Origin of the sequence: Propionivibrio dicarboxylicus (assembly GCF_900099695.1) — a bacterium.
Classification (GTDB): Bacteria; Pseudomonadota; Gammaproteobacteria; order Burkholderiales; family Rhodocyclaceae; genus Propionivibrio; species Propionivibrio dicarboxylicus.
Genome location: NZ_FNCY01000001.1, coordinates 18,531 through 45,417, shown reverse-complemented (window position 1 = coordinate 45,417; position 26,887 = coordinate 18,531). Strand labels below are relative to the sequence as shown.

Sequence of the window (26,887 nt, the reverse complement as noted above, 5' to 3'; positions counted from 1 at the left end):
GGAAAATAATACGGGCCGTGGCGGGCATTCCACGGTGTCCGGCTGCAGGACGCGCCGCCGCCGGCTATACTTGCGCTTTTCAGCTTCTTCGACAGCATCCGGGAGTGTTCATGGAGTCCTTGCGTTTCGTTCTGCCCCAATCCGAAATTCCGACGCATTGGTACAACGTCGTTGCCGATATGCCCAACGCGCCGATGCCACCGCTCGGGCCCGATGGCAAGCCGGCAACGCCGGAGCAGATGAGCGCCATCTTCCCGATGGCCATCCTCGAGCAGGAAATGTCGGCGGAGCGCTGGATTCCGATTCCGCAACCGGTGCGCGAAATTTATCGCTTGTGGCGTCCGTCGCCCTTGATCCGCGCGGCGCGGCTCGAGGAAATGCTGGGAACGCCGGCACGCATCTATTACAAGAACGAGAGCGTTTCGCCGGCCGGCTCGCACAAGCCCAATACCGCCATCGCCCAGGCCTATTACAACAAACAGGCCGGCATCAAGCGCATCACCACCGAGACCGGCGCCGGCCAATGGGGCTGTTCGATGGCGCTGGCGGGCCAGATGTTCGGAATCGATGTCCGCGTCTATATGGTCAAGGTCAGCTACAACCAGAAGCCGTATCGTCGTTCGATGATGCAGACCTGGGGCGCCGAAGTCTTCGCCAGCCCTTCCGAAATGACGCAGACCGGCCGTGCCGCGCTGGCCGCCGATGCCAACAACCAGGGCTCGCTCGGCCTGGCGATTTCGGAAGCGGTCGAAGAGGCGGCGTCGCGCGCCGATACCAATTACGCGCTCGGCTCCGTGCTCAACCACGTCGCCCTGCACCAGACGGTCATCGGGCTGGAGGCCAAGAAGCAGTTCGAGATGGCCGGCGACTGGCCGGATGTCATCTTCGCGCCCTGCGGCGGCGGATCTTCGTTCGCCGGCATCGCCTTCCCCTTTGTCGCTGATAACGCGGCGGGCGGGCGCAACGGCAAGCTCGTGCAGCTCGTCGCCGTCGAACCGGCGTCGTGCCCGTCGCTGACCAAGGGTCAATATGCCTATGACTTCGGCGATTCTTCCGGCTTTACGCCGCTGATGAAGATGTTCACGCTCGGCCACGATTTCATGCCGCCGGGCATCCATGCCGGCGGCCTGCGTTATCACGGCGCCTCGCCGCTCGTCTCCCAGCTTTACCACGAGGGCTTGATCGAAGCCATTGCCGTGCCGCAGCTGGCGACCTTTGAAGCCGGTGTCATGTTCGCCCACGCCGAGGGCCTCATCCCGGCGCCGGAATCCTGCCACGCCATCCGCGGCGGCATCGACGAAGCCTTGCGTTGCAAGGCGACCGGCGAGGCGCGCACGATCCTCATCAACGTCACCGGCCATGGTTACTTTGACATGGGCTCCTACGACCGCTACTTTGCTGGCGAACTCGAGGACTTCGAGTATCCCGAGGCGGCGATCAAGGAATCCTTGACGCACCTGCCGCACGTCGGTTGAGAGGGCGTTTCCGATGCGTGCGGCCGTCTTCCTGCTGATCCTTGCCAATCTGATGTTCTTCGCCTGGACGCAGGGACTGCTTGGGACCGGCGACAATCCCGATGCCTTGCGGCTGAGCCAGCAGTTGCTGGCCGAGCGAGTGACGGTGGTCAGCCGCGACGAGCCGCCGGCCGACGCGTCGGTGAAGGCGGTGAAAGCCGAGAAGCGCGAGCCGGAGTCGTGCCTGTTGCTGGGGGATCTCTCGGCAGCCGAGCTGGCGCGCGTCGAGGCGCTGATCCACGAGAAAGCGTCGGCGCTCAGGGTCGAGCGGAGCGAGACGGCGTCGAGCGGTGGCTTCTGGGTTTTCATTCCGCCGTTGCCGAACAAGGCCGACGCCGAACGCAAGGCCAGCGAACTCAAGCGCTTCAAGATCCAGGACTTTGCCATCGTCCAGGAACCTGCGGCGGCCCGTTTTGCCATTTCGCTGGGGGTGTTCTCGAGCCGGGAAGCGGCCGAGAGCCGGTTGGAAGAACTGCGCACGAAGGGCGTCCGGTCGGCGAAGGTCGGCGAGCGCGAGCGTAGTGTCAGCGCCGCCCTCGAAGTGCGCGGCAGCGAGGCCTTGTTGGCCGCGGTGCGCCCGCTTCTTGCCGAGAGCGGCGTTCCGGGGGCGCCGACGGCATGCCGGCCGGGGCGGACGGCGGCGCAGTGAGCGTCTGGGTTGTCGGCTTGACCGGCGGGATCGGCAGCGGCAAGAGTACGGTCGCCGATCTGTTCGCCGCGCGCGGGATTGCCGTTGTCGATACGGATGTCATCGCTCGCGAACTGACCGCTGTCGGCGGCGCGGCGATGCCCGACATCGAAGCGGCCTTCGGTGCCGGTGTCATCGCGCCGGATGGCAGCATGGATCGTGCGGCGATGCGGCAACGGGCGTTTGCCGATACGACGGTGCGTCAGCGTCTCGAGGCGATCCTGCATCCGCGCATCCGCCGGGAAGCCGATCGCCGTTGTGGCGAGGCGGTGTCGCCGTATGTGCTCCTGGCGGTGCCGCTGCTGGCCGAGACGGGCAGCTATCGCGACCGTGTCGCACGGATTCTCGTCGTCGATTGCCCGGAATCCACGCAATTGGCGCGCGTCATGGCGCGCAACGGGCTGTCGGTCGACAGCGTTCGCGCGATCATGGCGACGCAGGTCTCGCGTGCGGATCGACTGGCCCTTGCCGATGATGTCGTGACCAACGATGGCGCGCGCGAATCGCTGGTGCCGCAGGTTGAGACGCTGCATCGACGTTATTTGCAGCTGGCGGGCAGCGAAAATCGCCGCAACGGTTGAGATTTTGGCCCAGATGCCGCAGAATTCGCGTACTTCTCTCAGACCCACCCCGGCGGCCACGTGATCATCTACGAATATCCCTTCAATGAGCGCATTCGCACCCTGTTGCGCCTGGAGGACCTGTTCGACAAGGCCGACTATTTCGTCCAGCAGGCGGGCGCGCAGGAGCATCATGTCGCGCTGCTGACCTTGTTCGAGATCCTTGAGGTGGCCGGACGTGCCGATCTCAAGATGGATCTGATCCAGGAACTTGAGCGCCAGCGCCAGACGCTGCTTGGCTTCCGCAACAACCCGGCGATTTCCGAAGAGGCCTTGTCGGGCGCGCTGTACGAGTTGGAGCAGGCGTCTGCGTCCTTGTTGGCGATGGCCGGCAAGATCGGCCAATCGTTGCGCGACAACGACTGGCTGATGGGGATCAAGAGCCGGGCGTCGATTCCCGGCGGGGTGTGCGAATTCGATGTGCCGTCCTACCACTTCTGGCAGCACCAGTCGTCGGAAGTGCGCAAGGCAGCGCTGGCTGGCTGGTTGAAACCGTTCACGCCGCTCGATCATGGACTCTCGATCGTCCTGCGCCTGTTGCGCAACAGCGGCGGCGTCGAGCATCTGGTCGCGCCGGGGGGCGCCTTCCAGCGCACCATGACCGGTATCGCCTCGCAGATGGTGCGCGTCATCCTGCCGTCGCAGTCGCCGTTCGTGCCGGAAATCAGCGCCAACAAATATGCGCTGAACATCCGCTTCATGCGGCCGGACAGCGAGCATCGGCCGCGTCCGTGCGACAGCAGCGTCGAAGTGCCGTTCGACATCGTTTTCTGCGCACTCTGATGGCCGCGCGTCATGTGACCTGCCCGCAGTGCGGAGGCGTTGCCGTTTGGTCGCCCGAGAATCCTTATCGGCCTTTCTGTTCCGAGCGCTGCAAGCTCATCGATCTGGGCGCCTGGGCGGCGGAGACGTATCGCGTGCCGGCCCAGGAAACCGAAATTCCCGGCGAGGCGCCTGATCAGCCGGCCTCCTGAGGCGCTTTTGCCTCACCGGCGAGCGGATTGATCCCGCTGCGCACCGACTGCGGTTCATCACATTGGAATAGGCGCCGGCTTCGGTTAGGATGATGTTCCTATGAACGGCCTCGCTCCCGATTCCCGTCCCGGCTCGGACTCCGGGCATCAGCTGCTGCGCTTTCCGTTGCTCATGATGGTGGTGACAGCGGCCGTCCTGCTCGTCATCGCTGCGGTGTCGCTCGTTCTCGAGAATCGCCGGCACATCCTGCAAGAAGCCGGGCGTGAAAATCTCAACGTGGCGCGGCTCGTCGGCTTTCACACGATGTATGTTCTCAATTCGAGCGTGTTGTTGCTCGACAGCGTTGCCGACAATGTCCGGAAAAAGGGCTTTCCCTATTTCCAGAGCGAAGAGGGCAAACGTTTCCTGCAGGCGAGGACGCAGGACTATCCCGATCTGCAATCGATGCTGCTGATCGATCGGGACGGCCAGTTGCTGGTCGGGGCGACACTGCCGTTTCCGCCGCCGCGGGTGAATTACGGCGATCGCGACTATTTTCAGGCGCATGTCGGTGGGCGGGACCTGGTGCTCGGCGAACAACTGGTCAGCCGCACGCAAGGACGGCGGGGCGTCACGATCAGCCGGACGATCCGGGGTGCCGACGGTGCCTTTCTGGGCATCGTTCTGCTGACGATCGAATCCAGCCATTTCGAGCGTATGTTCCAGTCGGTACGCGGTCTCGGCAATGAGGAGATCACCGTTTTCAGAAATGACGGTGCCATTTTTGCGCGCTATCCGGAAACCGAGGTCGGGCGGCGTTATCCGCAGGCGTCGGTGTTCGAGCAGGCGCGCGAACTGTCGAGCGGCATCTACGAAGCGACGAGCGTCTTCGATGAGCAGCTCCGGCTTGTCGCCTTCGAACGGCTCGGCGATTTCCCGCTGGTCGTCGTCTCCAGCCAGTTGCGCGAACAAGTGCTGTCGTCATGGTGGTCGTTCTGTCTGGTCGTTTTCTTCACGCTCGCGCTGGCTTTGGTCTGGCTCGGTGCCGCCGGACGCTATGCATTTCGTACGGTGCTCCATAACGAAACCTTGCAGCTCGAACTCGCTCGCCTGGCACGCACGGATGCTTTGACCGATCTTGCCAACCGCCGGCATTTCGCCGAACTGGCCGAGAAGGAACTTGCCCGCGCCCTGCGTTACGGGACCTCGATGGCGGTGTTGATGGTCGATATCGATCATTTCAAGCGCATCAACGACAGCCATGGGCATGCTGCCGGCGACGAGGTGCTGCGGCAGTTGGGCGAAGTGTTCCGGCTGACACTGCGCAACATCGACGTCGTCGGTCGGCTCGGCGGCGAGGAGTTCGCGATCGTGCTGGCGCAGTCGGGCCTGGATTCAGCGTTGGAGGTTGCGGAGCGCTTGCGGGTGACGATCGAACAGCATGGTGTTCTCCTGTCCAGCGGCATCCTGGTCCATTACACGGCGTCCGTTGGTGTGGCCGTGCTGGCCGGCAATGAAGATACCGTCGAGCGCCTGCTCAAGCGGGCGGACGATGCCCTGTATCAGGCCAAGAACGCGGGGCGGAATACGGTCAGATCGGCCTAGCGCATTGCTAGCGCCAATCGCGCAGCATCGCGACGCCATGGGCGCCCTGAGTCTGGGCGTAGTCCTGCAGTTCCGCTGACATGCCGCCGAGTGCGAACACCGGCAGCGGCAGCCGTTCGCTCAATCGCGCGAAATTTTCCCAGCCGAGACCGGGATGGTCCGGATGCGTGCGCGTCGGCAGCACCGGTCCGAGCAGCACGAAATCGAGTCCGAGCGCCGCGGCCTGCGCGAGTTCTTCGGCGTTGTGACAGGACGCGGCGACCCGGTCGGCGTCGGGGCGAGTGCCGGTTCGCATGAGACGCTGCGCCGTCAGGTGCAGTCCGTCGGCGCCGATTTCGCGCGCCAGCGCGTCGTCGTCGTTGACCAGCACGAGCGTGCCGGGATGTTGCCGTGCCAGCGTCATCGCCCGGTGGGAGAAATCACGCCGGGCTTCCGCGGCGAGCCCTTTGTCGCGCAGTTGAATGAGCCGCAGGCCGTGATGCAGCGCCTCTTCCAGACGGGCGAGTTCGGCTGCGATGCCGTTCTCGCCGGCGTTCGTCAGCGCGCAGACGCGCGGCAGTTCGAGCGCCCGCAGGATCGGGCCGTTGGCGGGAAGGACGGGTGATACCGTCGGCGTCTCGCCGATACGCGTCCAGATCATGCCGGTGTGTTCGTGCGGGTGAAGCTCGCCTTCCCAGGCATGGACATGAAAAAACTTGAGCCGCACATGCGCGTGCGGATAGACGAATTCGCGCGTGATCCACGGATTCGCCTGCAGGACGCGGATGCCGAGCTCTTCGTCGAGTTCGCGGACCAGCGCCTCTGCCGTGGTTTCTCCGGCTTCGACCTTGCCACCGGGAAACTCCCAGTAGCCGGCATAGGCCTTGCCCGGTGGGCGCTGGGCAAGCAGATATTCGCGCCCCGCGTCGCCGTCGCGCAGGAGTACGGCGGCGGCGACTTCGGTGATGCCGGTCATTTGCGCTTCTTGGCCTTGGCTGCCGGCTTGTTGGCGCCGGCCCAGTCCTTGGCGAATTGCCAGGCGACGCGGCCGCTGCGTGAACCGCGCATGAGCGCCCAGTTGAGCGCCTCGCGTTCGGCACGCGCAATTTCGCTCTTGGTGCAGCCGAAGTGCTTCAGCCAGTGGTTGACGATGTCGATGTAGGCGTCCTGGTCGAACGGATAGAACGACAGCCAGAGACCGAAACGTTCCGACAACGAGATTTTTTCCTCGATGGCTTCGCCCGGATGGATTTCGTCGCCGACGCGGTGTGTTTCGAGGTTCTCCTCGAAATACTCCGGCATCAGGTGGCGGCGGTTCGAGGTGGCGTAGATCAGCACATTGTCCGGTGCGGCGGTGAGCGAGCCGTCGAGCACGACTTTCAGCGCCTTGTAGGTGGCGTCGCCGGCGTCGAAGGAAAGATCGTCACAGAAGATGATGAAACGCTCGGGACGGTCTTCGAGCAGTTCGACGATGATCGGCAGATCGACGAGGTCGGCTTTTTCCACTTCGATGACGCGGAGACCGCTAGCGGCATATTCGTTGAGCAGCGCCTTGATCAGCGACGATTTGCCCGAACCGCGCGCGCCGGTGAGCAGCACGTTATTGGCCGGATGTCCGTCGACGAACTGGCGCGTGTTGGTGTCGATGCGCGCCTTCTGCTCGTCGATGTCCTGCAGGTCGCTGAGGCGGATCGAGGAGGCTTTGCGCACCGGATAGAGGTAGCCGGCATTGGCCTGTTTGCGCCAGCGGAAGGCAATGGCGCTGTTCCAGTCGGGGGCGGCGGAAGCCGGAGGGAGAAGCGGGTCGAGGCGTTGGAGCAAGAGTTCGGCGCGTGCCAGGAACTGGAGCAGAGCTTGTTCTGAGGGAGAAGCGGTAGACATGATGGCGCTATACTTCTGGGCTTGGAAAACCAGACACTCTAGCAAATCATGACGGGAAACCCAAACCGGACGCTCGGATTCTATGTCATTGTTCTGGCAGCGACGCTGCTCACGGCCTGCGCCTCGCTCACCCGAACGCCTGCGCCGGCGGCCTGTCCAGCCAGTCCTGCCTGCCCGGTATGCGCGGCGCCAGTGCCTTGTCCGGCGGTGAAGCCCGAGCCTGCGCCGGCGGCGCCGCCGATGCGGGCGGCGAGCTGGTCCGACCTGCCGGGATGGAGCGACGACAATCTGCTCGCCGCCTGGCCGGCCTTCCTGCATTCCTGCAAGGCCCTGGCGAGCCGGGCGCAATGGCCGCTGTGGCGGGCGACCTGCGAGGAGGCGAAGACGCTCGCAGCGCCGGACAACGAAACGCTGCATCGTTTCTTCGAGGCGCGCCTGCGCCCGTACCAGCTGACCAATCCCGACGCGACGACACAGGGCCTGATGACCGGCTATTACGAGCCCTTGCTGCAAGGCTCGCGTACCCGGACCCATCGCTTCTCCGAGCCGCTGCTCGGCGTGCCCGACGATCTGCTGACGATCGACCTGACCGAGGTCGCGCCCGATCTCAAGAACATGCGCCTGCGGGGGCGCTTGCAGGGCAACAAGGTCGTGCCGTATTTCTCGCGTGCCGACATCGTCCGGCGCGAGCAGGCCTATGCCGATCGTGTGCTGGCCTGGGTCGACGACGCGGTCGAACTCTTCTTCCTGCAGATTCAGGGGTCCGGGCGGATCAAGCTGCCCGACGGCAGTCTCATGCGGGTCAATTATGCCGATCAGAACGGCCACCCCTACCGCTCGCTCGGACGCGAATTGATCGATCGCGGCGAGCTGAAATCCGAGCAGGCGTCGATGCAGGGGATACAGGCCTGGGCGCGGGCGCATCCGGAGCGCTTGAACGAAATGCTCAATACCAATCCGAGTTACGTCTTCTTCCGCGAAGTGAAAGCCAAAGGCGGCGACAGCGATGGTCCCGAGGGGGCGCTGGGGGTGCCGCTGACGCCCGAGCGCAGTATTGCCGTCGATCCTCGCCATGTGCCGCTCGGCGCGCCGGTGTTCCTGGCGACGACACGCCCGAACAGCGAACAGCCCCTGCGGCAGCTGATGTTGGCGCAGGACACCGGCGGTGCGATCCGGGGCGTCGTGCGCGCCGATTTCTTCTGGGGATTCGGTGCCGACGCCGGGGCGCAGGCCGGGCGAATGCGACAGTCGGGACAGATGTGGGTGATCCTTCCGCCGGGGGTGGCACCAAAAGGAGAGTAGGTCGCCGGCAGGTGTTCAAATTGGTGTATTGCCGGTGGTCGATGCACGCTTGTGGTGCCTGATTGGTGTGCGCCTGTTTTTAAGTATATGAATTTACGTATTTTGTGTGCATGGAACGTATTTTGCATCGATTGGCCCCTCTGATTAACGGGAGGTGGCATGGAAGCGGCGAAAACAGGCAGCGACGTACTTTTCATCTTGCTCGGCGGCATCATGGTGCTAGCCATGCATTCGGGGTTCGCCTTTCTCGAACTCGGCACGGTGCGCAAAAAGAACCAGGTGAACGCCCTGGTGAAGATTCTGGTCGATTTCTCGGTATCGACGATCGCTTACTTCTTCATCGGCTTTTCGGTGGCGTACGGCGTCAATTTTTTCTCCGGCGCCGAAGTCCTGATGCAGCAGAACGGATTTGAGCTGACGCGCTTCTTCTTCCTGCTTACCTTCGCGGCGGCGATTCCGGCCATCATTTCGGGTGGGGTCGCCGAGCGGGCCAAGTTCAACCCGCAGCTGATCGCCACCTTCGTCATCGTTGGGTTGATCTATCCGTTCTTCGAGGGCATTGCCTGGAATCAGGCCTACGGCATCCAGGCCTGGCTGAAGGCGAGCTTCGGCCAGGAGTTTCATGACTTCGCCGGTTCCGTCGTCGTGCATGCCATGGGCGGATGGATCGCACTGCCGGCCGTCATCCTGCTGGGCGCGCGTTCCGGCCGTTATGCCAAGAGCGGCGCCATCGCCGCGCACCCGCCGTCATCGATCCCGTTTCTGGCACTCGGCGCCTGGATCCTGACCGTCGGCTGGTTCGGCTTCAACGTGATGAGTGCGCAAACGCTCGACAAGATTTCCGGTCTCGTCGCCTTGAATTCCTTGATGGCGATGGTGGGCGGCACGCTCGTGGCGTTGATCCTCGGCAAGAACGACCCGGGCTTCGTGCATAACGGTCCGCTGGCCGGCCTGGTGGCAGTGTGTGCCGGTTCCGATGTCATGCACCCGATTGGCGCCTTGGCGGTCGGTGGTGTTGCCGGTGCGTTGTTCGTCGTGATGTTCACGCTGACGCAGAACCGCTGGAAGATCGACGATGTGCTCGGTGTCTGGCCCCTGCACGGCCTGTGCGGCGCCTGGGGCGGCATCGCTGCCGGCATCTTCGGTCAGCCGGCCTTGGGCGGTGCCGGCGGCGTGTCGCTGGTGGCGCAAGTGATCATGACGGTAATGGCGATCGGCGTCGCGCTGATCGGCAGTACCATCGTCTATGGTTCGCTCAAGGCGACCCTGGGACTGCGGCTCGATCGCGAGGAAGAATTCGACGGCGCCGACCTGTCGATCCACAAGATCACGGCGACGCCGGAGCGCGAACCGAACTGGTGATCATGGTGCCTGGTCAGCGAGCTGCGCTGACCGTATGAAGACGAAGACCCCGGCCTATGTCGGGGTTTTTTCTTGCCTGATTTCGATGATTTTCCCTGCGGTTGATGACATGCTGATATCCTGTATTTCCGAAATTGTCGAGGTCAAGGATGGTTTTTCCTTATGACTTTCACTTGCGCGGCGAAAAGGGAGTCGGCGCCAGCGGTCGTCTGACAATGGCATCCTCGATCATTGCTACTCTAACTACTCATCAAGCGGGAGAAGTATGAACTTGCTTTCTATGTCGGCAGCCGTGGATGACTTCTTCTGGAGTCAGGTCATGGTCTATGGGTGTTTGTTGGCTGGCGTCTACTTTTCGTTGCGGATGCGCTTCCCGCAGATCCGACTGATCCGGGATATGGTTGGCCAGTTGTTCAGTGGCAAATCGTCCGCTTCCGGAGTTTCGTCATTCCAGGGATTCGCGATGGCGCTCGGCGGACGTGTCGGGACCGGCAATATTACGGGCGTTGCCTCGGCGATATTTTTTGGCGGTCCCGGGGCCGTATTCTGGATGTGGGCGATCGCCTTTCTCGGGGCCGGTTCGGCTTATATCGAATCGGCGCTCTCTCAGGTTTGGAAGGAGCGCGTTAACGGCGAATATCGGGGTGGTCCGGCGTACTACATGGAGAAGGGCCTGAAGAGCCGGCCCTTGGGCATTGCCTTCGCAGTGCTAACCGTATTCGGTTGCGGACTTGCCTTGCCGGGCATTCAATCGAATGCGTTCGGCCAGGCGGCGGCGCACTCGTTGTCCCTGTCTCCGTTGATTTCCGGAATCCTCTACACGGTTGCCGTGGCGTATGTCGTCCTGGGCGGCGGGCGGCGCATCGCGAAGACGGCTGAGATGGTCGTGCCGTTCATGGCCATCGCTTACATCTTACTGGCCACGATTATTCTCTTTGTTCACGCCGACCGTATCGGAGAAATCCTCGCGCTGATATTTTCCTGTGCCTTCAATGCCAACGCGGCTTATGGTGCCGTCTTCGGCCTGGCCATCCAGTGGGGCGTCAAGCGCGGCATCTTTTCGAACGAAGCCGGCCAGGGGACTGGCGCCCAGGCCTCGGGTGCGGCGGAAGTTTCACACCCGGCCAAGCAAGGACTGGTTCAGGCATTTTCGGTGTACGTCGATACCTTGTTCGTCTGCACGGCAACGGCAGTCATGATCCTGTCCACGAACGCGTTCAATGTAGCGGATCCGGCCAAGCAGGGTGGGTTGTTGATGCAGTTCTTGCCCGGCATCGAAAAGTCCAACTTTACGCAGGAGGCCGTTGAATCTGTGCTGCCCGGTTTTGGTGGGATCTTTGTTGCCATTGCGCTGTTTTTCTTCACCTTCACGACGGTATTAGCCTATGCCTTCTATTCCGACTCCAGTATTGCCTATCTATTCAAACGGAATACGACCGGAGCGGGCTATCGCTATGGGATTTTGCTGACGCGGATTGCCGTGATCTTTGCAACCTTTGTCGGCGCGATCAGCTCGGTGGACGTCGTATGGAATTTCGGCTCGGCTGCGGTTGGCGCGATGGCGTGGTTCAACATCGTCGTCATCGTCCTGCTGGCGAAGCCCGGTATTGCCACCCTGCGGGACTATGAACAGCAGCGAAAGCTCGGCCTGGATCCGGTGTTTGTGCCCTCGCGTTGTGGCATCGAAGGTGCCGAATTATGGGACAGTATCGTTCAGGAACACTATGCCAAAGAGCTGGCAGCGCTCGAAGCCTCCGAATCAGTGCGCGACGAAGATGAAGATCCGGATGGGATGAAGCGCGCTGCGGTAGAGGTCGCCTAGTCCAACAGCATTGTCTCGGGAAGTCGCAGAAGGCGCGGTCTCACAGTAGTGAGACCGCGCCTTCCCTTTTTGCGCTAGCGCTGGTCGATGCGTTCTTGCCTGGCGGTCACCGGTGATCTCCCGCTGTCTATGACATTTGTCTGCAATGGCCTCGCCTTTATATAAGATGTCTCATCTATATCATTCGCAGTATGAGACCATCTGCCGCCGTTCAGAGCCGAAGCGCAGGCGCCTGGTCATCGTTTCGGGGTGTATTCGGGTAGCATCGGGCACGCGCTCGACGGGCGCACGGCGCTGCGCTTGGGGTTGGTTTCGGCACGCGTGTGCCAGATCGTCAAGCTTGAGGAAAAGTGTTCTTTATTGGTGGCTAACATCTTGGGGGGATAGAGTCATGGTACCGGGACCGATGTTGCTCGTTATACTCGCCGTTGCAATCGTCATGATTGTGGTGTTGATTTCCCGGTTCAAAGTGCATGCCTTCCTGGCACTGCTGGCGGCGTCTTTCTTTGTCGGATTCGCCGCCGGAATGAATCCGATCGATGTGACCAGGACCATCATGAAAGGCTTCGGCGGCACGGTCGAGCGAATCGGCATTGTCATTATCGCCGGCACGATCATCGGTGTCTTTCTCGAGCAGACCGGCGCTGCGTTGACGATGGCGGAGACAGTGCTCAAATGGGTCGGGGCGAAGCATCCGGCGCTGGCCATGAGCATCATCGGCTACATTACCTCCATCCCAGTTTTCTGCGATTCGGGCTTTGTCATTCTCTCGGCCTTGAACAAATCCTTGTCGAAGAAATCAGGCGTGTCCATGGCCGTCATGGCGACGGCGCTGTCGACGGGTTTGTATGCGACGCACACGCTGGTGCTGCCGACACCCGGGCCGATTGCAGCGGCGAACAACCTGCACGCGGATCTCGGTATGGTGATTCTCGTCGGCTTGATCGTGGCGATTCCGGTGACGATTGCCGGCTATCTTTGGGCGACCAAGTTCGCCAGCCAATACGAAGTGATTGCCGAAACCTCGTACCCGTTTGTGTCGCCACCGGGCAGGGGTTTCCGCGGGTCAAAGTGAAGTGACTGGGCGCTCTCTTCGGCGGCAGGGGCGTTTGGGCTGAGACTTACGCCGGGACTTCTGGACGCAGGTGAATTGCCAGCCAGAGGGCGCCGGCGGAGGTCTGTGTCACCGAGTGTGGGGTGCGGGCGGGCAGGAACAGGTAATCGCCCGTCGCCAGTCGTACTTCTTCACCGTCGACGACAAGCGTCGCCGAGCCGCGCAGCAGTACGACCCATTCGTCCTGCTCCTGCAGATAGTCGCCGGGCACGATGTCGGCCGAGCTGACAATGCGTTCGACGAGCAGATTGCGGTGGGCGAGCAGGGTGTCGAAGCGTTCGCCGCTTGAAGGCGGCTGATCGTCGCGAAAAAGGTTGCCGGGGTGCATGGCGCGGCGCGAGGGAGTGTCCGTCCTTAGCGCGCGAGCGGGACGGTGGCGGTCGGCCCGACACCGACTTCCTGGTAGCTGACTTCGCCGTCTTTTGCCCAAAGATAATGCGCGACGTTGGCCGGGGCGACGTAGAGTCCGCCGGCCGGAACCGCGGTCATCTGGGATTCGTCGAAGACGTCGCCGAAGCCGACGTAGAGCGTCCCGCTCAGTACCGTCGTGTGGCGGGTGTCGGGATGGGTATGCACCGGGAGTTTTGCGTTCTTTGCCAGCGCCACGCGAAAGACATAAGCGCCGGCGTCCTGCTCGGCGCCGAGCATCCAGGCGCCGCGAACGAGCGGATTGTTGGGCGGGCTGAACCAGCGCAGCGCCTCGGGGAGGACCGGCTGCGGCGCGGACGTCTGCGCCATCATCGGGCTTGCGGTCAATGTTGTTGCCAGAAACAGGAGAACGGCGGAGCGCTTCATGGGCATGTCCCTTACTTTGAGGAGCGGGGCGTTATGCGCTAGGCATGAGCCTGACGATTGGCGCTCACTTTCCCAGATCGGCGGCGCCGCTGTCAATCCAATTTCATACGGTACGCCGAGGGGCCGCGTCCGTTCAGCTGTCGCTGCCAGCCGCGCCGATGGCGGCGTACAGCGCGCTCAGCGACGAACCGCTCGTGCTGCTGTTGCCCAGCAGTCCCGTCGTTTGGCTGCTGTCCTCTGTTTGCAGCAGGGGATCGCTGAGATTGGTCGCCAATTTGAGCGACGTCAGCAAGCCCTTGGCGTTGTAGGTCTGCGATGCGGAGCTGTCGCTGCTGCTTTCGCTCTTGCTCAGGGTGACGAGGCTTTGATAGAGCGGCAGGGCGCTGCCGCTACCGGCGGCGATGGCCTCGTTCAGCGCCGTCTTGAGCTGGCTGTAGGTACCGGAGGTGTTTGAGGTGCTCGTGCTGCTGCCGGAGAGCAGTGAGTTGATCGTTGCGGAGACGGAGGCGGTGTTGCTGACGGTCATGGCGACGTTCCTTTGCGCGATTTGAATGCAGGGCGCTTTTGCCGGCGAGCGGCAAGACATGCCGTGCGCACCCGTCGCTGCATTGGCAATATCGGCGGAAATTGCCGAGATCCAGACAGGTGACGGGACGCACGACGCCAGTACCATGCCATGCATTTAACGTGCCATTCGTCGTGAGTTGCCACCCACGACGACACCGGGCTGTGCGGCTCTGAATCGAGGCGGTGACGAGTGACTTCTGTCGAAGTCGCCCCTTTTCGATTCTTCTATGTCTTTCGCTTACGCCGGCATGCCAAGCCTGCCGTCACGGTAGTCGTTGAGCGCCTGGTAAATTTCCTGCTCACTCGTCATGACGAACGGTCCGTACTGGACGATCGGCTCACGTAGCGGCGCGCCGGCGATCAGCAGGGCACGGGCACCTGCTTCACTGCTGATGACAATGCCATCGGCGTCGGCAGCGTTGTCGAGGATCGCCATGCGTTGTGCCGGTACCGCCGTGCCGGCGATGTCGACAGTGCCACGATAGACGTAGACGAAGGCGTTGTGTCCGGGTGGCAGCGTTTGCGCGAAGCGGCTGCCGGCGGGCAAATGCAGGTCGAGGTAGAGCGGCGCCGTTGCTTCGCGGGTGACCGCGCCGGTGATGCCATGGCTGGTGCCGGCAATGACCGTGACATCGACGCCGACGGCGGTCGAAAAGCGCGGCAGGTCGGCAGCGGCGAAATCGCGATACCACGGGGCGCTCATCTTGTCGCGCGCCGGCAGGTTGAGCCAGAGCTGGAAGCCTTCCATGAGGCCCTCTTCCTGCTGCGGAATTTCCGAGTGGATGATGCCGCGCCCGGCGGTCATCCATTGCACGCCGCCGTTTTCGAGCAGCCCCTCATGGCCGGCGCTGTCGCGGTGGCGCATGCGGCCGGCGATCATGTAGGTGACGGTCTCGAAGCCCCGGTGCGGATGGTCGGGGAAGCCGGCGATGTAGTCGTCCGGACGGTCGCTGCCGAAGGCGTCGAGCATGAGGAAAGGATCGAGCCGGCGCTGCAGCGATTGCGTCAGTACGCGTGTGAGTTTGACGCCGGCGCCATCCGAAGTGGCTTTGCCGACGACGAGGGATTCGACGCCGCGCGAACCTTGGACGGCTTCGGAGGGGACGCTGTTTGGGCGGGTCATGATGGCTCCTTGGCGGGCGCCGCTCGGCGCCCGCATGACGAAGGCTTGGGTCAGGCGAGGACGGCGGCGAGGTCGGCAGCTGCTTCGGCAAAGCCCTGCTCGGCGGCTTCCGGGCCCATGTTCAGGCCTTCGGCATAGACGAATTCGACGTCGCTCATGCCGAGGAAACCGAGGACGACCTTGAGGTACGGGACCTGCGTGTCGAAAGCGCCGTCGCGATAGCGGCCACCGCGGGCGAGGGCGACATAGACTTTCTTGCCGGTCAGCAGGCCTTCCGGACCTTTTTCGGTATAGCGGAAGGTGACGCCGGCGCGGGCGATCGCGTCGATCCAGCTCTTGAACTGGACCGTGACGCCGAGGTTGTACATCGGCACGCCGAGGACGAGCACGTCGGCCGCCTGCACCGCGGCGATTTCGGCGTCATAACGGGCGACCAGTTCGGCCTGTTCGCGCGAGCGCTGTTCGGCCGGGGTGAACAGGGCGCCGAGGGCGGTCTCGTCGAGGAAGGGAATCGGCGCGCTGGCGAGGTCGCGCAGCGTCAGCGTGGCGTTCGGGTTGGCCGCTTGCAGGCGTGCGGTGATGCTGTCGGCGACGCGGGTGGAATTGGCACCGGTACGGGCGCTGGCGTTGATTTGCAGGATGTTCATGGTTTTCTCCTTGGCGATGGTGAATGGCATGGGCGTACTTTATTGCAGCCAAAAAAGAAGCAGAAGTCCTCAAATCGGGTAACATTGTTCCAACCATGGAACAATATGAAGCCAACGATCTGCTGATCTTCTTCCGTGTCGCCGAGGCGGGCAGTTTCAGTCGCGCGGCCGAGCGGATCGGCTTGCCCAAATCGACGGTGTCGCGTCGTGTTTCCTTGCTCGAAGAACGTCTCGGCGAGCGGCTGATGCTGCGCACGACACGCCGCCTGACGCTGACCGAGTTCGGCCAGCAATTGCTCGAGCATGCGCGTCAGGTTGCCGCCGAGGTCGACGCCGTGCAGGCGCTCAGCGAGCACCGGCAGGCGCGGCCGAGCGGACGTCTGCGCGTGTCGATGCCGAGCGATTTCGCCAACCTGCTGCTGACCGACATGCTGGCGGCATTCATCGCGCTGCATCCGGCGGTGTCGCTGGTGCTCGACCTGTCGCCGCGCCGCGTCGATCTGCTCGGCGAGAATTTCGACATCGCCGTGCGCATGGGCGATCTGCCCGACGATGCCTTGTTGGCAGCACGACGCATCGCGATTTTTTCGACCGGCTTGTATGCGTCGCCGGGCTATCTCGTCGAGCATGGCGAGCCGGCTTCGCCCGAGGACTTGCTGGCGCATGACGGCTTGCGGTTGCTCGGCCGGCGCGGCGAGGCGGTGCCCTGGATCCTGATGCGGGGCAAGCAGCGCTGGGAAGGTGTGCCGCCGGGGCGGACGACGGCGAATTCGCCTGAATTGCTGATTCGCCTGGCCTGCGCGGGCGCGGGCATCGCTGCCGCGCCTGACTATTTTGCGCTGCCGGCCGTGCGCCGCGGGGAGTTGCGCCGTGTCCTGCCCGACTGGCAGTTGCCCTCGCATCCGGCCTGGGCGGTGTTTCCGGGGCGGCGCTTGATGCCGGCCAAGACGCGTGCCTTCATCGACATGCTCGAGGCGGCGCTGGCCGGCGCCGTGCCGCCAGCCGCTTGAGTCGCTGCGTCAGCGACGGGCGAGGCCCATGCGGCCGATCAGGCCGTCGCGCAGGATGAACTGGTGGTAGAAGGCGCCGCCGACGTGCAGGGCGAGCAAGGCGAAGATCGTGATGCCGATGGCGCGATGCACTTCATGCAGTAGCGAGGCGTCAAAACCCGCCGGCAAGGTCCCGGTCAAACCGAAGACGGCCGGGAAGACGCCACCGAAGGCGGCCATGCCGATGCCGCTGGCGATCATGGCGAGGATCAGCAGGTCGAAAATGCGATGGACATAACGCGCGAGGCGGTCGGCCCAGGCCATGCCGCTGCTGAGAAAACCCGGTCGTTCGGTACGGCGGCGCGCCGCCATGCGGACGAAGGTGAGCAGCAGGACGATCAGGCCGACCGACATGTGGCGGCGCAGCGCGTCGATTTTTTCCGGCGAATCGTGGCGGATGCCGGGCATGACGAAGGCGCTCATCACCAGCGCCGCGATGATCAGGCCGGCGACCAGCCAATGCAGCGCGCGCATGACCGGGGCATGGCGACGGGGGGCGTGATTTTCCCGGGATGACTGTGTGTGGGCGCGTGACGACCGGGAGGCGGGACGCGGTGAATATTCGGCTTTCATTGACAGCAACTTTCCTCTCGTCTTCTTCATCGTTCAGGCGCCGAAGATGGCGGGCCACCAGCAAGCGCCGATGATCGTGCATCCGGCCAGTCCCGGCAGCACCGGCAGCCAGCGCCAGTGTGCCGGCACGCCTTGCCGGGCGAGGATCTTCTGGCTGAGCCAGACGCTCCAGGCGGCGCCGACGACGAACAGCATTCCCTTCACTGCCTGGACGCCGGCAGTGCCGAGCGCCGTCTCCCGAATCGGGTCGAACAGCATGGCGCCGAGACCGATCACCAGCGAAACCATGGCGACCGGCGCGTACTGATAACCAAGCTCGGTGAAGCGTCGTCCGAAGCTGCCATCGCCGCCGACGCGTCCGGAGAGCGCGGCGGCGAGGCCGGTCGTGGTGGCCAGCAAGGTCGTCAGACCGACCATCCAGGCGATCATGAAACCGCTAATTGTAAAGAAATCCAGCCACAAGAACACCTCGCCGCGTTGCGGATGGACACTGACCAGCCAGGAGGGGCCGACATCGAGCAGCCAATTCCAGCCGTGTTCGAGCGCCGTCGCCCCGGCCCACTGACGCAGGTGCTGGTAGGACGGCAAGACCAGCCAGAGGAAGGCGCCGAGGGCGACGCCGGTATCGAGGAAGAGGAACCAGGCTTCGGCCGGGTTGGCGCGGTTGTCGCGGATATTTTCGACTTCGACGCCGGGGCGGCGGAATTCCATGCGGACGCTGCCTTTCGCCTCGGGATTGACGCAGCGGAAGCATTCGATGCAGTGGCGCGATTCGTTCTTGCCGACGAGGTCGATCATGGTCGGGCAGGCGCCCTTCTGGCTGTAGGCGTCGCGGCCGGGACGGCGTACCTGCGGCGCGAATTCGACGGCGCCGAGGCGCGAATAGAGGCCGAGCAGGCGGCCGATCGGGCAAAGGTGGCGGCACCAGGCGCGCTTTTTTCGGCCGAAGAGATAACCGATGACGAGTGCGGCCAGCAGGGTGCCGCCGAAGATTTCCGCCGCCGCTTCCGGGTGGTCGCGCACGCCGACGGTCTGGCCGAGCACGGTGGTGATGACGAAGCTCACCGCCGGCGTTCCTTCCCAGCGCAGCCAGGCCGGGATGCGCTTTTGTGGGCCGATCTTGTTCAACCATTCCGAGGCGGCGCCCATCGGACAAAAGAGGCCGCACCAGGAGCGTCCGGTGAAGATCACCGAGAGGAAAACGAGCGGGAACCACAGACCCCACATCACGTAGTTGGCGAAGGTGGTGAAGTGCGTCAGCGGCGTTGCCGTTTCCGGCGCCTCGTCGAGAAACAGCGGCAGCACGATGATCAGCACGAAGGCGACGAAGGCAGCGGCGTGAACCCAGACGAGCCGTTCGCGATGCCGCACGAAGAAGGCCTCGATCGCGTCACGGAAAGGCTTGGGCGAGCGGGCGGGGGGAGTGGCCGCTTGGGCGACGATCGGGATGACGATTTGTTTGTGCGACATGGCGATCCTTTGTGTGCGAAGGAGGCTTCGGTCCTGCTTAGCGGCGGCGCCAAAGCAGGGTGACAGCGAGCCAGTAGAGCGACCACACGCCGAGCGTGGTCAGGGCCGGACGCGCTCGATAGCCGGCGAAGTCGGCCAGCAGTTTGCCGGCGGTGCTGGCGTCGTCGACCAGCCAGGCGCTGTCCCAGAGCGGATCGACGAGCGGCGGCAGCCAGCCGGTGCCGATCAGGCGGTCGCAGGCGGCGACGGCCATCGCCGAGGCGATGACGAGCAGGGCGAGCGAGGACAGTCGGAGGACGAGGCCGATGTCGAGTCGTGCGAGGCTGCGGTTCGCGAGCCCGGCGGTGGCGCCGGCAGCGACCAGACCGCCAAGCGCGCCGACGGTCAGCGTGCCGGCGTCGATGCCTTGCGCCAGGCCGCAAAGGAAGACGACGGTTTCGGCCCCTTCACGCGCGACGGCCAGGGCGGCGACCAGAGCGACGCCGAACAGGCCGCCGTTGCGCCGGGCGTGTGCGAGTCCGGCGTGCAGACGCGTCTTCATCTCGCGCGAATGCCGCCGCATCCACAGGACCATATGGGTAATCATGCCGGCGGCGATGATCAGCGCGGCGATCCGGAAGGCTTCGAGCGCATCGCCGGTGAGATCGTCGCGGATGTCGAGCATGGCCCAGCCAAGCGTCGCGGCCAGAGCGATGCCGGCGAGGACGCCGCCCGCCAGCGCAATGCGGCCGCGTCGCCCTTCGTCGTTCGCTCCCAGCCATGCCGAAAGCATGGCGACGATCAGCCACGCTTCCAGGCTTTCACGCCAGACGACGAGAAAAACATTCGTCATGTTCGTGTTCCTTTCCGGTTGTCGTCAGCGCGCGACGATCCGGCCCTGGCCGGTCTGCGGGTGGAAATCGTCGAAGAAGCGGTAGCTGCCCGGCTTCATCGGCGCGAAAACGAGACTGCGCGTCACGCCCGGCGCGAGCACCAGTTCCTTGCGCAGTTCGAGACTCTCGAACTCGCTGGCGCCGGGGCCGTCGTTGCTGACGGTCAGGCGGAAGCGTTGCCCGGCGACGACCTCGACGGTGTCCGGCGAGAAGCGTCCGTCCTTGACGCGCAACGAGTAGGTCGGCATGTCGTCGGCATGGACGCCGATGCTTGCGCAGAGGGCCGCGAACAGGAATGGCAGGGAGCGCATGACGGTCCTCTCAATAGGCGATGTTGGCGCGGACGGCGAACACCCGGATCGGTTTGGCGTCGGCGTTGCCACCGCTTTGCGTGATGTACTGGAAGTCCGGCGTCAGCTCGACCTGCGGCGACAGGCGGTAGCGGTAATAGATCTCGCTGACCTTTTCGGCGCCCTGCGGCGCGTAGCTGAAGGCGCTGATCGTGTGGTCGTCGTCGAGCCAGGCCGTGGCCGTGCTCGACCGATACGCGTTACCGGCGTGCAGCCTTGCCGTGGCGATGCCGATGGCATCGGCGCCGCGATTCCAGTAGGCGCCGGAGAATTCGGCGCCGACGGTGCTGGCCCGGTTGAAGGTCAGTTCGCCCTTGAGCATCTTGCCGTAACGGGCGAACAGGTTGATGCCGTCGCCGACGCGCTGGTCGAGCGACGCGCCGACGCCGGTGTGCTTGGCCATCGTGCTGTCGAAGTCGACGCCCTGGCTGCGGTTCCAGGCGTAGATCCGGTAGTTGCCCGGTCGGCTGTCGAAGAGCTTGAGCTGCTTTTCGGCCTGGACCATCGTCAGCGGCGCGGTCAGGCTGCGCTGGTAGTTGGCGCCGCGCGCGCCGGTGCCGAAGACGCCGAAGGACAGGCGCCACGGTTCGATCTTGTTGAAGTAGTTGAGGTAGGAAGCGACAAAGCCCGGCTGGAAACCGTTGGCGTCGACGCCCACTTCGCGTCCGGCGTCGAGCAGCGGGTTGTGCACGAACAGCGAGTTGAGGAATTGCCGCGACTCGTCGCCGGCGGCGGTGTTCTGGTCGAAGAAGCCGAAGATGTCCATCTTGCCGAAGGTGAGTTCCAGCGTTTCCCGCGAGTAGGGCTTGAAGCCGAGGAAAGGCAAGGGAATCGCGGCGCGGTACCAGGCCTGTCCGAGGATCGCCACCGAGTCGTCGGGGCTGGCGCCGGAAGCGCGGAAGGCGAGCGCGTTCGGCGTGTTGGCGAAGCTGCCGAGGTTGGAAAAGGCCGAGTTGAGTCCGAGGCCCTGGCCCAAGCGCACGTGGGCGAAGAGCTTGTGCTCAATGTCGCCGAGCGGCGCCAGGGGCAACTCGACCGAGACGTCGGCGCGGTAGTTGAGTTGGCTGCTGCTGCCATCCATGCCTTGCGGCAAGCCGCTGGCGTGCTGAATGACCGTCGCCAGCGAGGCGCCGACCTTGATGCCGTCGAGCCCTTCGGCGATTTTGGCGGCCTTCTTCATGTTCAGCGCATCCTTCTCGACGGCTTTCAAGCGGACGGTCAGCTCGGGTTCGCTTTCGGAGAGCAGCGGGCTGTCGAGCGCCGCGTTGATGCGTTCGTTTTCACCGCGCAGCGAACGCACCTGTTTTTCGAGGTCGGCGTTGCGGCTCTCCAGTGCTTCGAGTCGGGCGACGAGTTTTTCCAAGGCGGCCGCTTCAGGCGTCGCTGCCCAGGCCGGCGCAGTGAGGCCGACGACGAGCAGTGTCGTCGCCAGGCGGTTCAGTCGTGGGGCGTGCATGCTCAGTACCCGCCCTTCTTGCCGATGCCGACGTAAGTGAATTCATACTCGACCTCGAACGGCTTGAACCAGGGGCGTACGCCGGTCGCCCGGTCGGTGTGGCGGCCGAAATGGGCGTGCCGGTTTTCGCTCGGCGGCAGAATCGTGTATTTGACCTTGTACTTGCCCGGCCCTGCCAGCTTGATGTTTTCGCCGTAGTGCGGCCCGTCGTTGGCGACCATCGGCATGAAGTCGCCGGCGACCTTGTAATCGCTGCCGATCTTGGCAACTTCGTACTTGACGACGAGATAGGGAATCCAGGCGCCTTCCTCGAAGCCGTTCGGATTGTTGGCCAACGCATGAATGTCGGCCTCGATGTGGATATCGGAGTCGGCGACCTTGCGCATCATGCCGTCGGGTTCCATCTCGATCGGTTGCAGATAGACGGCTGCGATTTCCATGCCGGCGCGTTGCTGCGGGACGCCGATCGGATATTCGAGGGCAAGCGCCGGGGTCGCGAGGATGACGGCAAGACTGGCTGTGGCCAGGGTTTTCTTGATGATTTGCATGGAATTTCTCCGGAAAGGCGGCGTGGCAGATGAATCGGGACGGCTGCACGCATCTTGGTTATATGAGAATCGTTCTCATGTGTATTTTTATCGTAATGAGAACCGTTGTCAACAACACGAGGGCCGTTCGGTGGCGTTGGAACGTGCTTTGGTTGAGGTGTCGCGACGGGCACGCAGAATTACGGACGGCGCTGCCGGGTTGTGGCTACAATGACGAACTGCTCGCTGTTTCAGATGACAATCGGGTACATTCCCGTCGCCGGACGGGTAAGGGTCGCTGATGGCGGGAATGGCGGATGAACGACGAATGAACGAAAAAGCAGCCTATTGGATACTGCGGTGCGGTGGTCGGATACTCGTGCGGGGCGGTGTGTCGCCGGAAGAGTGTTTCCCGTATGCCGTCGCCGCCGATGTTGGCAATCCTGGCGGTGCCCTGCGGGTCGGCGATTGGCAGGGACAGCCCTGTTATGCCGCCGATGTCGACGCGACGCCGGACAACCTTTCCGGCGAACTGACCGGTTTGCGCGAGGTATTCGGCGTTGCCGGCGCCGAGGCGTTTGCCCTGGCCGGGCGGGGGAGCTTGTTACTCGACTGGCAGCGTAATCACCGCCATTGCGGACGGTGCGCGACGCCGACCGTCAAGAAGACAACCGAGTTTGCGATGGAATGTCCGGCCTGCGGCCTGCTGGCGTATCCGCGGATATCCCCGGCGGTGATGGTGCTGGTCACGCGTGGCGATCGCCTGTTATTGGCGCGCAGCCCGCATTTTCGGCCGGGCGTGTTCAGTGCGTTGGCCGGGTTCGTCGAGGCCGGTGAAACGCTGGAGCAATGCGCGGTGCGTGAAGTGCGCGAAGAAGTCGGGATCGAAATCACCAACCTGCGTTATTTCCAGAGCCAGCCCTGGCCCTTCCCCGACTCCCTGATGCTGGCCTTTTTTGCCGACTATGCGAGCGGCACGATCACGCCGGATCCGAGCGAGATCGAAGCGGCCGACTGGTTCTCGCTCGATGCCTTGCCGACCTTGCCTGACCCGGTGAGTATCTCGCGGCGTCTCATCGATGCCGGCTGCCGTCGTTTGGCCGGGCTTGAGCGCTGACGCGGCGTCAATGACGGTGGCCTGGATGCCAGGACAAGCGAGCGCATGTTTTCCATTGGGAGAACGCTGATGGCGTGGTGGTCGGCATTCGGGAGAAACGGCGGCGCGTTGCGAATCGTGCTGCTTTACGCGGTTTTTTCCTGCCTCTGGATTCTGCTGTCGGATCGCTTGGTGTTTTTCCTGTTCAGCGATTCCGCGCTGATCTCGGCGGCCAATATCGCCAAGGGCTGGTTGTTCGTGGGCGTGACCTCGCTGTTGCTGCTGCAGTTGATCACCCGGACGCATCGACGTTTGTTCGATTCGATGGCGTCCGAGCTCGATGCGCAACGCGACCGTCAGCGCGCCGTGCGCCTGCTGGAGATGCTCGCGGCCAACACGACCGATCTGGTGTTCGTGAAGGATTGCGCCGGTCGTTACGAGTTCGTGAATTCGAGTCTGGCGGCCTCGATCGGGCGGCCGGAGAAGGAGATACTCGGGCACGACGATAACGAACTGCATACCGTCGAAGGCGCCGCCGCCTTGCGCAGAGAAGATCTCACCGTCATGCAAACCAATCGGGTCATGGAGTTCGAGGTGTCGCTGATGACCTCGGTCGGAATGCGGACGTTCCTGGCGACCAAAGGACCGATGCGCGACGCCGACGGAACGGTGGTCGGCGTTTTTGGCATCTCCCGCGATATCACCGACCGTCTGCGCGACGAGGCGCAATTGCGCAAGCTGTCGTTGGCGATCGAGCAGAGTCCGGGCAGTATCGTCATCACCGACATCGAGGCGCGCATCGAGTACGTCAACCAGGCCTTCCTCGACTGTACCGGGTATGCGCGTGCCGACCTCATCGGGCAGAACATGCGCGTCCTGAAATCGGGCAAGACGCCGCCCGAGACCTACGAGGCGATGTGGGCCGCCATCACTGCCGGCAATGCGTGGAAGGGTGAATTCATCAACCGGACGAAGGATGGGCGTGAATTCGTCGAATTCGCCCTGATCGCGCCCTTGCGGCAAGCCGACGGCAGCGTGACCCACTTTGTCGCGATCAAGGAAGATACGACCGAGAAAAAGCGAATCGGCGAGGAACTCGATCGTTATCGCAACCACCTCGAGGAACTGGTCGCCCTGCGTACGCAGGAACTGCAGGCGGCGCAGCGTCAGGCCGAAACGGCGAACCAGGCCAAGAGCGCTTTCCTGGCCAACATGAGCCACGAGATCCGGACGCCGATCAACGCCATCATCGGGCTGACGCACTTGCTCCGCCGCAGCGAGACCTCGCCGGTGCAGGCGGCGCGGCTCGACAAGATCGACGACGCGAGCCGGCATTTGCTCGCGGTGCTCAACGACATTCTCGACTTGTCGAAGATCGAGGCGGATCGCTTGCAACTCGAAGACACGATTTTCCATTTGTCATCGGTCATCGATAGCGTCGGTTCGATCATCGGCTTGAGTGCGCGGGAAAAAGGACTGGCGGTGACGCTGGATCACGGCGACGTCCCGGTCTGGCTGCGCGGCGATCCGACGCGCTTGCGCCAGGCGCTGCTCAACTTCGCCAGCAATGCAGTGAAATTTACCGATCGCGGCACGATCACACTCCGCGCGCGCGTGCTGGAAACGCAGGGCGAAGCGCTATGCGTCCGCTTCGATGTGGTCGATACCGGTATCGGCATCGAGCCGGACCAGCTCGGGCGGTTATTCCAGGTGTTCGAGCAGGCCGATTCGTCGACGACGCGGAAGTTTGGCGGAACCGGTCTCGGTCTCGTGATCTCGCAGCGGCTGGCGACGCTGATGGGCGGTGAGGCCGGGGCGGACAGTCGTGTGGGCGAAGGCAGCACCTTCTGGTTTACGGCGCGTTTGCGGCGTGGTCCGCCGGATCGGCCGGCGACCATGACCAAGACGCGCACCGGCGAAGCCGAGATGTCCTTGCGCAAACGCCGTGTCGACGCGCACGTTCTTCTGGTCGAGGATACGGCGATCAATCGCGAAGTGGCCTTCGATTTGCTGAGCGGTGTCGGGCTCAAGGTCGATGCCGCGGAAGATGGGCTGCAGGCCGTGGAAAAAGCGCGCGAGGCCTCTTACGACCTGATCCTGATGGACATGCAGATGCCGAGGATGAACGGTCTGGAAGCGACGCAGGCGATCCGGCGTTTGCCCGGCTATCGTGACGTGCCGATTCTGGCGATGACGGCCAATGTCTTCGACGAGGATCGTCTCGCGTGCGAGGACGCCGGCATGAACGATTTCATCTCCAAGCCGGTCGATCCGGAAAATCTCTTCCGCAGCGTTCTGCTGTGGCTGCCCGCCGGTGTGGAGGACGCCGGGGTGCCGTTCGAAGTGGCACCGAAGGCGGTCGCCGCCGATCCGGCCGACCTCGAGTGCCTGTTGCGCCTGTCCGAGCAGACGGCCATGGACGTCGGCCACGGCTTGTCGATGGTCGGCGGGAACAGCGCCAAATACATTCGCCTGCTCGGCGATTTCGTCGAGCGCCATGGCCGGGATGCGGCCAAGTTGGGTGATTGCCTGGCCGTGGCGGACCGTGAGGGTGCAATTTTCGTGGTGCATGCGCTCAAGGGGACCGCGGCGACCCTGGGGGTCGAAGCCGTTGCCGCGCCGGCGGAACGGCTCGTCGCACTGCTGCGCAAGGATGACCGCGTCGATCTCGCCGGCGCCGATGTGCAGGCCGACATGGCGGCGATCGACGCGGCCTTTGCCGCGCTGACGGCGACGCTGCCGCAGAAGCGCCGGTCGGTCGCGAGCGCCGCGGGTGCGGCGACGATCCCGTTGCCGGAGCTTCTGGCCGAACTCGACGTGTTGGTTGCCGATGCCGACATCGCCGCCGTCGCCTTGTTCGAGCAGCACGCCGAGCAGCTGTCGGCGGCCTTCGGCGAGGCGGTCGAGCCATTGGGGCGGCAGATCCGCGGTTATGATTTCGAAAAGGCGCGCAATACACTGGCGCAGCTCGTTGCGATGAACAAACCCTAGATTTGGAGGCGTGATGGGGCGGTTGTTGATGAGGCTTCTGGTGTTGGGCTGGATGGCGGTGCTGTCGATGACGGCGTTCGCCGAGGTTATTCCGGTCGACAACGCGACGCTTGCGCGGCTGATGGAAAAAGGGGTCCCGCTCGTCGATATCCGCACCGAGGGCGAATGGCGCTCGACCGGCATCATCGCCGGTAGTCGGACGCTGACATTCTTCGATGAGCGCGGGCAAGCCAATCCGTCTGCATGGCTCGAACAGGCTCGCCGGATTGCGCCGCCCGACCGGCCGTTGATCCTGGTCTGTCGCAGCGGCAACCGGACGCGCGAGGCTTCGCGCTTTTTGTCGGAACAGGCACGCTACCGGACGGTCTACCATCTGGAGCGAGGCTTGGCGGGCTGGGTCGGCGAAGGGCGTCCTCTATCGTCGTGGCGTTAGCCGTGAAGCATCGAACCGTGGGGTGGTTTGCGACTTTGGAATAAGATTGGACGCTTAACCCTTGACTTCTCTAGGTTTTTGAAACTATAGTCCGTGC

The 26,887-nt window shown here is 63.6% G+C and carries 27 protein-coding genes; 14 read left to right on the top strand and 13 right to left on the bottom strand.

Annotated features, from left to right (window positions below; genetic code table 11):
• Window positions 1-110 precede the first annotated feature (110 nt).
• The 6 genes from BLR25_RS00230 to BLR25_RS00205 all read left to right on the top strand — a co-directional run bounded on the left by BLR25_RS00230 (window position 111) and on the right by BLR25_RS00205 (window position 5,381).
• Window positions 111-1,475 (top strand): TrpB-like pyridoxal phosphate-dependent enzyme, encoded by a 1,365-nt coding sequence (locus tag BLR25_RS00230; protein ID WP_091931570.1) that lies wholly within the window; start codon window positions 111-113, stop codon window positions 1,473-1,475.
• Window positions 1,476-1,488: 13 nt separating this feature from the next.
• Window positions 1,489-2,163, top strand: a complete 675-nt coding sequence (locus BLR25_RS00225; protein ID WP_091931567.1) for an SPOR domain-containing protein — start codon at window positions 1,489-1,491, stop codon at window positions 2,161-2,163.
• Window positions 2,160-2,783: a dephospho-CoA kinase gene (coaE, locus tag BLR25_RS00220; protein WP_425438671.1), complete on the top strand. Its 624-nt coding sequence runs from the start codon at window positions 2,160-2,162 to the stop codon at window positions 2,781-2,783. Before BLR25_RS00225 ends, coaE begins: the two co-directional genes overlap by 4 nt.
• A gap of 60 nt (window positions 2,784-2,843) precedes the next feature.
• Window positions 2,844-3,605, top strand: coding sequence for a cell division protein ZapD (zapD, locus tag BLR25_RS00215; RefSeq protein WP_091931559.1), 762 nt, complete (start codon window positions 2,844-2,846; stop codon window positions 3,603-3,605).
• The gene (locus tag BLR25_RS00210) at window positions 3,605-3,796 is read left to right on the top strand and encodes a DNA gyrase inhibitor YacG (RefSeq protein WP_091931555.1); all 192 of its coding nucleotides are present in this window, start codon (window positions 3,605-3,607) and stop codon (window positions 3,794-3,796) included. Before zapD ends, BLR25_RS00210 begins: the two co-directional genes overlap by 1 nt.
• A 100-nt stretch (window positions 3,797-3,896) precedes the next feature.
• Window positions 3,897-5,381, top strand: coding sequence for a GGDEF domain-containing protein (locus BLR25_RS00205; RefSeq protein WP_091931552.1), 1,485 nt, complete (start codon window positions 3,897-3,899; stop codon window positions 5,379-5,381).
• Window positions 5,382-5,388: 7 nt separating this feature from the next.
• On the opposite strand, the gene BLR25_RS00200 is transcribed toward BLR25_RS00205, so the two are convergent.
• Window positions 5,389-6,336 (bottom strand): Nudix family hydrolase, encoded by a 948-nt coding sequence (locus tag BLR25_RS00200; protein WP_091931549.1) that lies wholly within the window; start codon window positions 6,334-6,336, stop codon window positions 5,389-5,391.
• Entirely contained in the window at window positions 6,333-7,241 is a 909-nt protein-coding gene (locus BLR25_RS00195; protein WP_091931544.1) for an ATP-binding protein, read from the bottom strand. The genes BLR25_RS00200 and BLR25_RS00195 overlap by 4 nt, the downstream gene beginning before the upstream one ends.
• A 48-nt stretch (window positions 7,242-7,289) precedes the next feature.
• Here BLR25_RS00195 and mltA point away from each other — a divergent pair, with 48 nt between their 5' ends.
• From mltA to BLR25_RS00175, 4 genes are all read left to right on the top strand, one after another.
• A complete protein-coding gene (gene mltA, locus BLR25_RS00190; RefSeq protein WP_091931541.1) occupies window positions 7,290-8,543 on the top strand; it encodes a murein transglycosylase A in 1,254 nt (417 codons plus the stop codon).
• A 159-nt stretch (window positions 8,544-8,702) separates the two neighbouring features.
• Window positions 8,703-9,905: an ammonium transporter gene (locus tag BLR25_RS00185; RefSeq protein ID WP_091931538.1), complete on the top strand. Its 1,203-nt coding sequence runs from the start codon at window positions 8,703-8,705 to the stop codon at window positions 9,903-9,905.
• 265 nt (window positions 9,906-10,170) lie between these two features.
• Entirely contained in the window at window positions 10,171-11,727 is a 1,557-nt protein-coding gene (locus tag BLR25_RS00180; protein WP_091931535.1) for an alanine/glycine:cation symporter family protein, read from the top strand.
• Window positions 11,728-12,133: 406 nt separating this feature from the next.
• Entirely contained in the window at window positions 12,134-12,802 is a 669-nt protein-coding gene (locus BLR25_RS00175; RefSeq protein ID WP_091931531.1) for a GntP family permease, read from the top strand.
• Between the two features lie 46 nt (window positions 12,803-12,848).
• Here the strand turns inward: BLR25_RS00175 and BLR25_RS00170 are convergent, their stop codons facing one another.
• The 5 genes from BLR25_RS00170 to BLR25_RS00150 all read right to left on the bottom strand — a co-directional run bounded on the left by BLR25_RS00170 (window position 12,849) and on the right by BLR25_RS00150 (window position 15,973).
• Complete coding sequence (locus tag BLR25_RS00170) at window positions 12,849-13,169, bottom strand: cupin domain-containing protein (protein ID WP_091931527.1); 321 nt, start codon at window positions 13,167-13,169, stop codon at window positions 12,849-12,851.
• Between the two features lie 26 nt (window positions 13,170-13,195).
• Entirely contained in the window at window positions 13,196-13,636 is a 441-nt protein-coding gene (locus BLR25_RS00165; protein ID WP_218122580.1) for a cupin domain-containing protein, read from the bottom strand.
• A gap of 133 nt (window positions 13,637-13,769) precedes the next feature.
• Window positions 13,770-14,162, bottom strand: a complete 393-nt coding sequence (locus tag BLR25_RS00160) for a hypothetical protein (protein WP_091931518.1) — start codon at window positions 14,160-14,162, stop codon at window positions 13,770-13,772.
• Between the two features lie 279 nt (window positions 14,163-14,441).
• The gene (locus tag BLR25_RS00155; protein WP_091933487.1) at window positions 14,442-15,326 is read right to left on the bottom strand and encodes a pirin family protein; all 885 of its coding nucleotides are present in this window, start codon (window positions 15,324-15,326) and stop codon (window positions 14,442-14,444) included.
• Window positions 15,327-15,376: 50 nt separating this feature from the next.
• On the bottom strand, window positions 15,377-15,973 hold the full coding sequence (locus BLR25_RS00150) for an FMN-dependent NADH-azoreductase (protein WP_091933483.1): 597 nt from the start codon (window positions 15,971-15,973) through the stop codon (window positions 15,377-15,379).
• A 95-nt stretch (window positions 15,974-16,068) separates the two neighbouring features.
• Between BLR25_RS00150 and BLR25_RS00145 the strand changes: the two genes are divergently transcribed.
• A complete protein-coding gene (locus BLR25_RS00145; protein ID WP_091931515.1) occupies window positions 16,069-16,983 on the top strand; it encodes a LysR substrate-binding domain-containing protein in 915 nt (304 codons plus the stop codon).
• Between the two features lie 9 nt (window positions 16,984-16,992).
• Here BLR25_RS00145 and BLR25_RS00140 read toward each other — a convergent pair whose 3' ends face one another.
• The 6 genes from BLR25_RS00140 to BLR25_RS00115 are packed head-to-tail and all read right to left on the bottom strand — an operon-like array spanning window position 16,993 to window position 22,291.
• Window positions 16,993-17,595: a cytochrome b gene (locus BLR25_RS00140; RefSeq protein WP_281245547.1), complete on the bottom strand. Its 603-nt coding sequence runs from the start codon at window positions 17,593-17,595 to the stop codon at window positions 16,993-16,995.
• A 33-nt stretch (window positions 17,596-17,628) separates the two neighbouring features.
• Window positions 17,629-19,065, bottom strand: a complete 1,437-nt coding sequence (locus BLR25_RS00135) for a 4Fe-4S binding protein (RefSeq protein WP_091931489.1) — start codon at window positions 19,063-19,065, stop codon at window positions 17,629-17,631.
• A gap of 37 nt (window positions 19,066-19,102) precedes the next feature.
• Window positions 19,103-19,897, bottom strand: coding sequence for an FTR1 family iron permease (locus BLR25_RS00130; protein ID WP_091931485.1), 795 nt, complete (start codon window positions 19,895-19,897; stop codon window positions 19,103-19,105).
• Between the two features lie 24 nt (window positions 19,898-19,921).
• Window positions 19,922-20,248, bottom strand: coding sequence for a cupredoxin domain-containing protein (locus tag BLR25_RS00125; RefSeq protein ID WP_091931480.1), 327 nt, complete (start codon window positions 20,246-20,248; stop codon window positions 19,922-19,924).
• Between the two features lie 10 nt (window positions 20,249-20,258).
• The gene (locus tag BLR25_RS00120; protein WP_091931476.1) at window positions 20,259-21,743 is read right to left on the bottom strand and encodes a carbohydrate porin; all 1,485 of its coding nucleotides are present in this window, start codon (window positions 21,741-21,743) and stop codon (window positions 20,259-20,261) included.
• 2 nt (window positions 21,744-21,745) lie between these two features.
• Window positions 21,746-22,291: an iron transporter gene (locus BLR25_RS00115; RefSeq protein WP_091931472.1), complete on the bottom strand. Its 546-nt coding sequence runs from the start codon at window positions 22,289-22,291 to the stop codon at window positions 21,746-21,748.
• A 307-nt stretch (window positions 22,292-22,598) separates the two neighbouring features.
• Between BLR25_RS00115 and nudC the strand changes: the two genes are divergently transcribed.
• Genes nudC through BLR25_RS00100 form a run of 3 tightly spaced genes read left to right on the top strand, consistent with a single transcriptional unit; the run spans window position 22,599 to window position 26,790 of the window.
• Complete coding sequence (nudC, locus tag BLR25_RS00110; RefSeq protein WP_245715434.1) at window positions 22,599-23,387, top strand: NAD(+) diphosphatase; 789 nt, start codon at window positions 22,599-22,601, stop codon at window positions 23,385-23,387.
• A gap of 45 nt (window positions 23,388-23,432) precedes the next feature.
• Window positions 23,433-26,357, top strand: coding sequence for a PAS domain-containing hybrid sensor histidine kinase/response regulator (locus tag BLR25_RS00105; RefSeq protein ID WP_091931464.1), 2,925 nt, complete (start codon window positions 23,433-23,435; stop codon window positions 26,355-26,357).
• A 13-nt stretch (window positions 26,358-26,370) separates the two neighbouring features.
• On the top strand, window positions 26,371-26,790 hold the full coding sequence (locus BLR25_RS00100; protein WP_245715433.1) for a rhodanese-like domain-containing protein: 420 nt from the start codon (window positions 26,371-26,373) through the stop codon (window positions 26,788-26,790).
• The last annotated feature ends 97 nt before the right edge of the window (window positions 26,791-26,887 follow it).

Coding starts and splice junctions, on each gene's coding strand:
- BLR25_RS00185 (WP_091931538.1), top strand. CDS start 8,703: ATGGAAGCGGCGAAAACAGGCAGCGACGTACTTTTCATCTTGCTCGGC.
- BLR25_RS00145 (WP_091931515.1), top strand. CDS start 16,069: ATGGAACAATATGAAGCCAACGATCTGCTGATCTTCTTCCGTGTCGCC.
- BLR25_RS00175 (WP_091931531.1), top strand. CDS start 12,134: ATGTTGCTCGTTATACTCGCCGTTGCAATCGTCATGATTGTGGTGTTG.
- BLR25_RS00100 (WP_245715433.1), top strand. CDS start 26,371: ATGGGGCGGTTGTTGATGAGGCTTCTGGTGTTGGGCTGGATGGCGGTG.
- mltA (WP_091931541.1), top strand. CDS start 7,290: ATGACGGGAAACCCAAACCGGACGCTCGGATTCTATGTCATTGTTCTG.
- BLR25_RS00160 (WP_091931518.1), bottom strand. CDS start 14,162: ATGACCGTCAGCAACACCGCCTCCGTCTCCGCAACGATCAACTCACTG.
- BLR25_RS00120 (WP_091931476.1), bottom strand. CDS start 21,743: ATGCACGCCCCACGACTGAACCGCCTGGCGACGACACTGCTCGTCGTC.
- BLR25_RS00130 (WP_091931485.1), bottom strand. CDS start 19,897: ATGACGAATGTTTTTCTCGTCGTCTGGCGTGAAAGCCTGGAAGCGTGG.
- BLR25_RS00180 (WP_091931535.1), top strand. CDS start 10,171: ATGAACTTGCTTTCTATGTCGGCAGCCGTGGATGACTTCTTCTGGAGT.
- BLR25_RS00115 (WP_091931472.1), bottom strand. CDS start 22,291: ATGCAAATCATCAAGAAAACCCTGGCCACAGCCAGTCTTGCCGTCATC.
- BLR25_RS00105 (WP_091931464.1), top strand. CDS start 23,433: ATGTTTTCCATTGGGAGAACGCTGATGGCGTGGTGGTCGGCATTCGGG.
- BLR25_RS00135 (WP_091931489.1), bottom strand. CDS start 19,065: ATGTCGCACAAACAAATCGTCATCCCGATCGTCGCCCAAGCGGCCACT.
- BLR25_RS00150 (WP_091933483.1), bottom strand. CDS start 15,973: ATGAACATCCTGCAAATCAACGCCAGCGCCCGTACCGGTGCCAATTCC.
- BLR25_RS00200 (WP_091931549.1), bottom strand. CDS start 6,336: ATGACCGGCATCACCGAAGTCGCCGCCGCCGTACTCCTGCGCGACGGC.
- BLR25_RS00170 (WP_091931527.1), bottom strand. CDS start 13,169: ATGCACCCCGGCAACCTTTTTCGCGACGATCAGCCGCCTTCAAGCGGC.
- nudC (WP_245715434.1), top strand. CDS start 22,599: ATGAACGAAAAAGCAGCCTATTGGATACTGCGGTGCGGTGGTCGGATA.
- BLR25_RS00125 (WP_091931480.1), bottom strand. CDS start 20,248: ATGCGCTCCCTGCCATTCCTGTTCGCGGCCCTCTGCGCAAGCATCGGC.
- BLR25_RS00230 (WP_091931570.1), top strand. CDS start 111: ATGGAGTCCTTGCGTTTCGTTCTGCCCCAATCCGAAATTCCGACGCAT.
- BLR25_RS00205 (WP_091931552.1), top strand. CDS start 3,897: ATGAACGGCCTCGCTCCCGATTCCCGTCCCGGCTCGGACTCCGGGCAT.
- BLR25_RS00225 (WP_091931567.1), top strand. CDS start 1,489: ATGCGTGCGGCCGTCTTCCTGCTGATCCTTGCCAATCTGATGTTCTTC.
- BLR25_RS00165 (WP_218122580.1), bottom strand. CDS start 13,636: ATGAAGCGCTCCGCCGTTCTCCTGTTTCTGGCAACAACATTGACCGCA.
- BLR25_RS00210 (WP_091931555.1), top strand. CDS start 3,605: ATGGCCGCGCGTCATGTGACCTGCCCGCAGTGCGGAGGCGTTGCCGTT.
- BLR25_RS00195 (WP_091931544.1), bottom strand. CDS start 7,241: ATGTCTACCGCTTCTCCCTCAGAACAAGCTCTGCTCCAGTTCCTGGCA.
- BLR25_RS00155 (WP_091933487.1), bottom strand. CDS start 15,326: ATGACCCGCCCAAACAGCGTCCCCTCCGAAGCCGTCCAAGGTTCGCGC.
- BLR25_RS00140 (WP_281245547.1), bottom strand. CDS start 17,595: ATGAAAGCCGAATATTCACCGCGTCCCGCCTCCCGGTCGTCACGCGCC.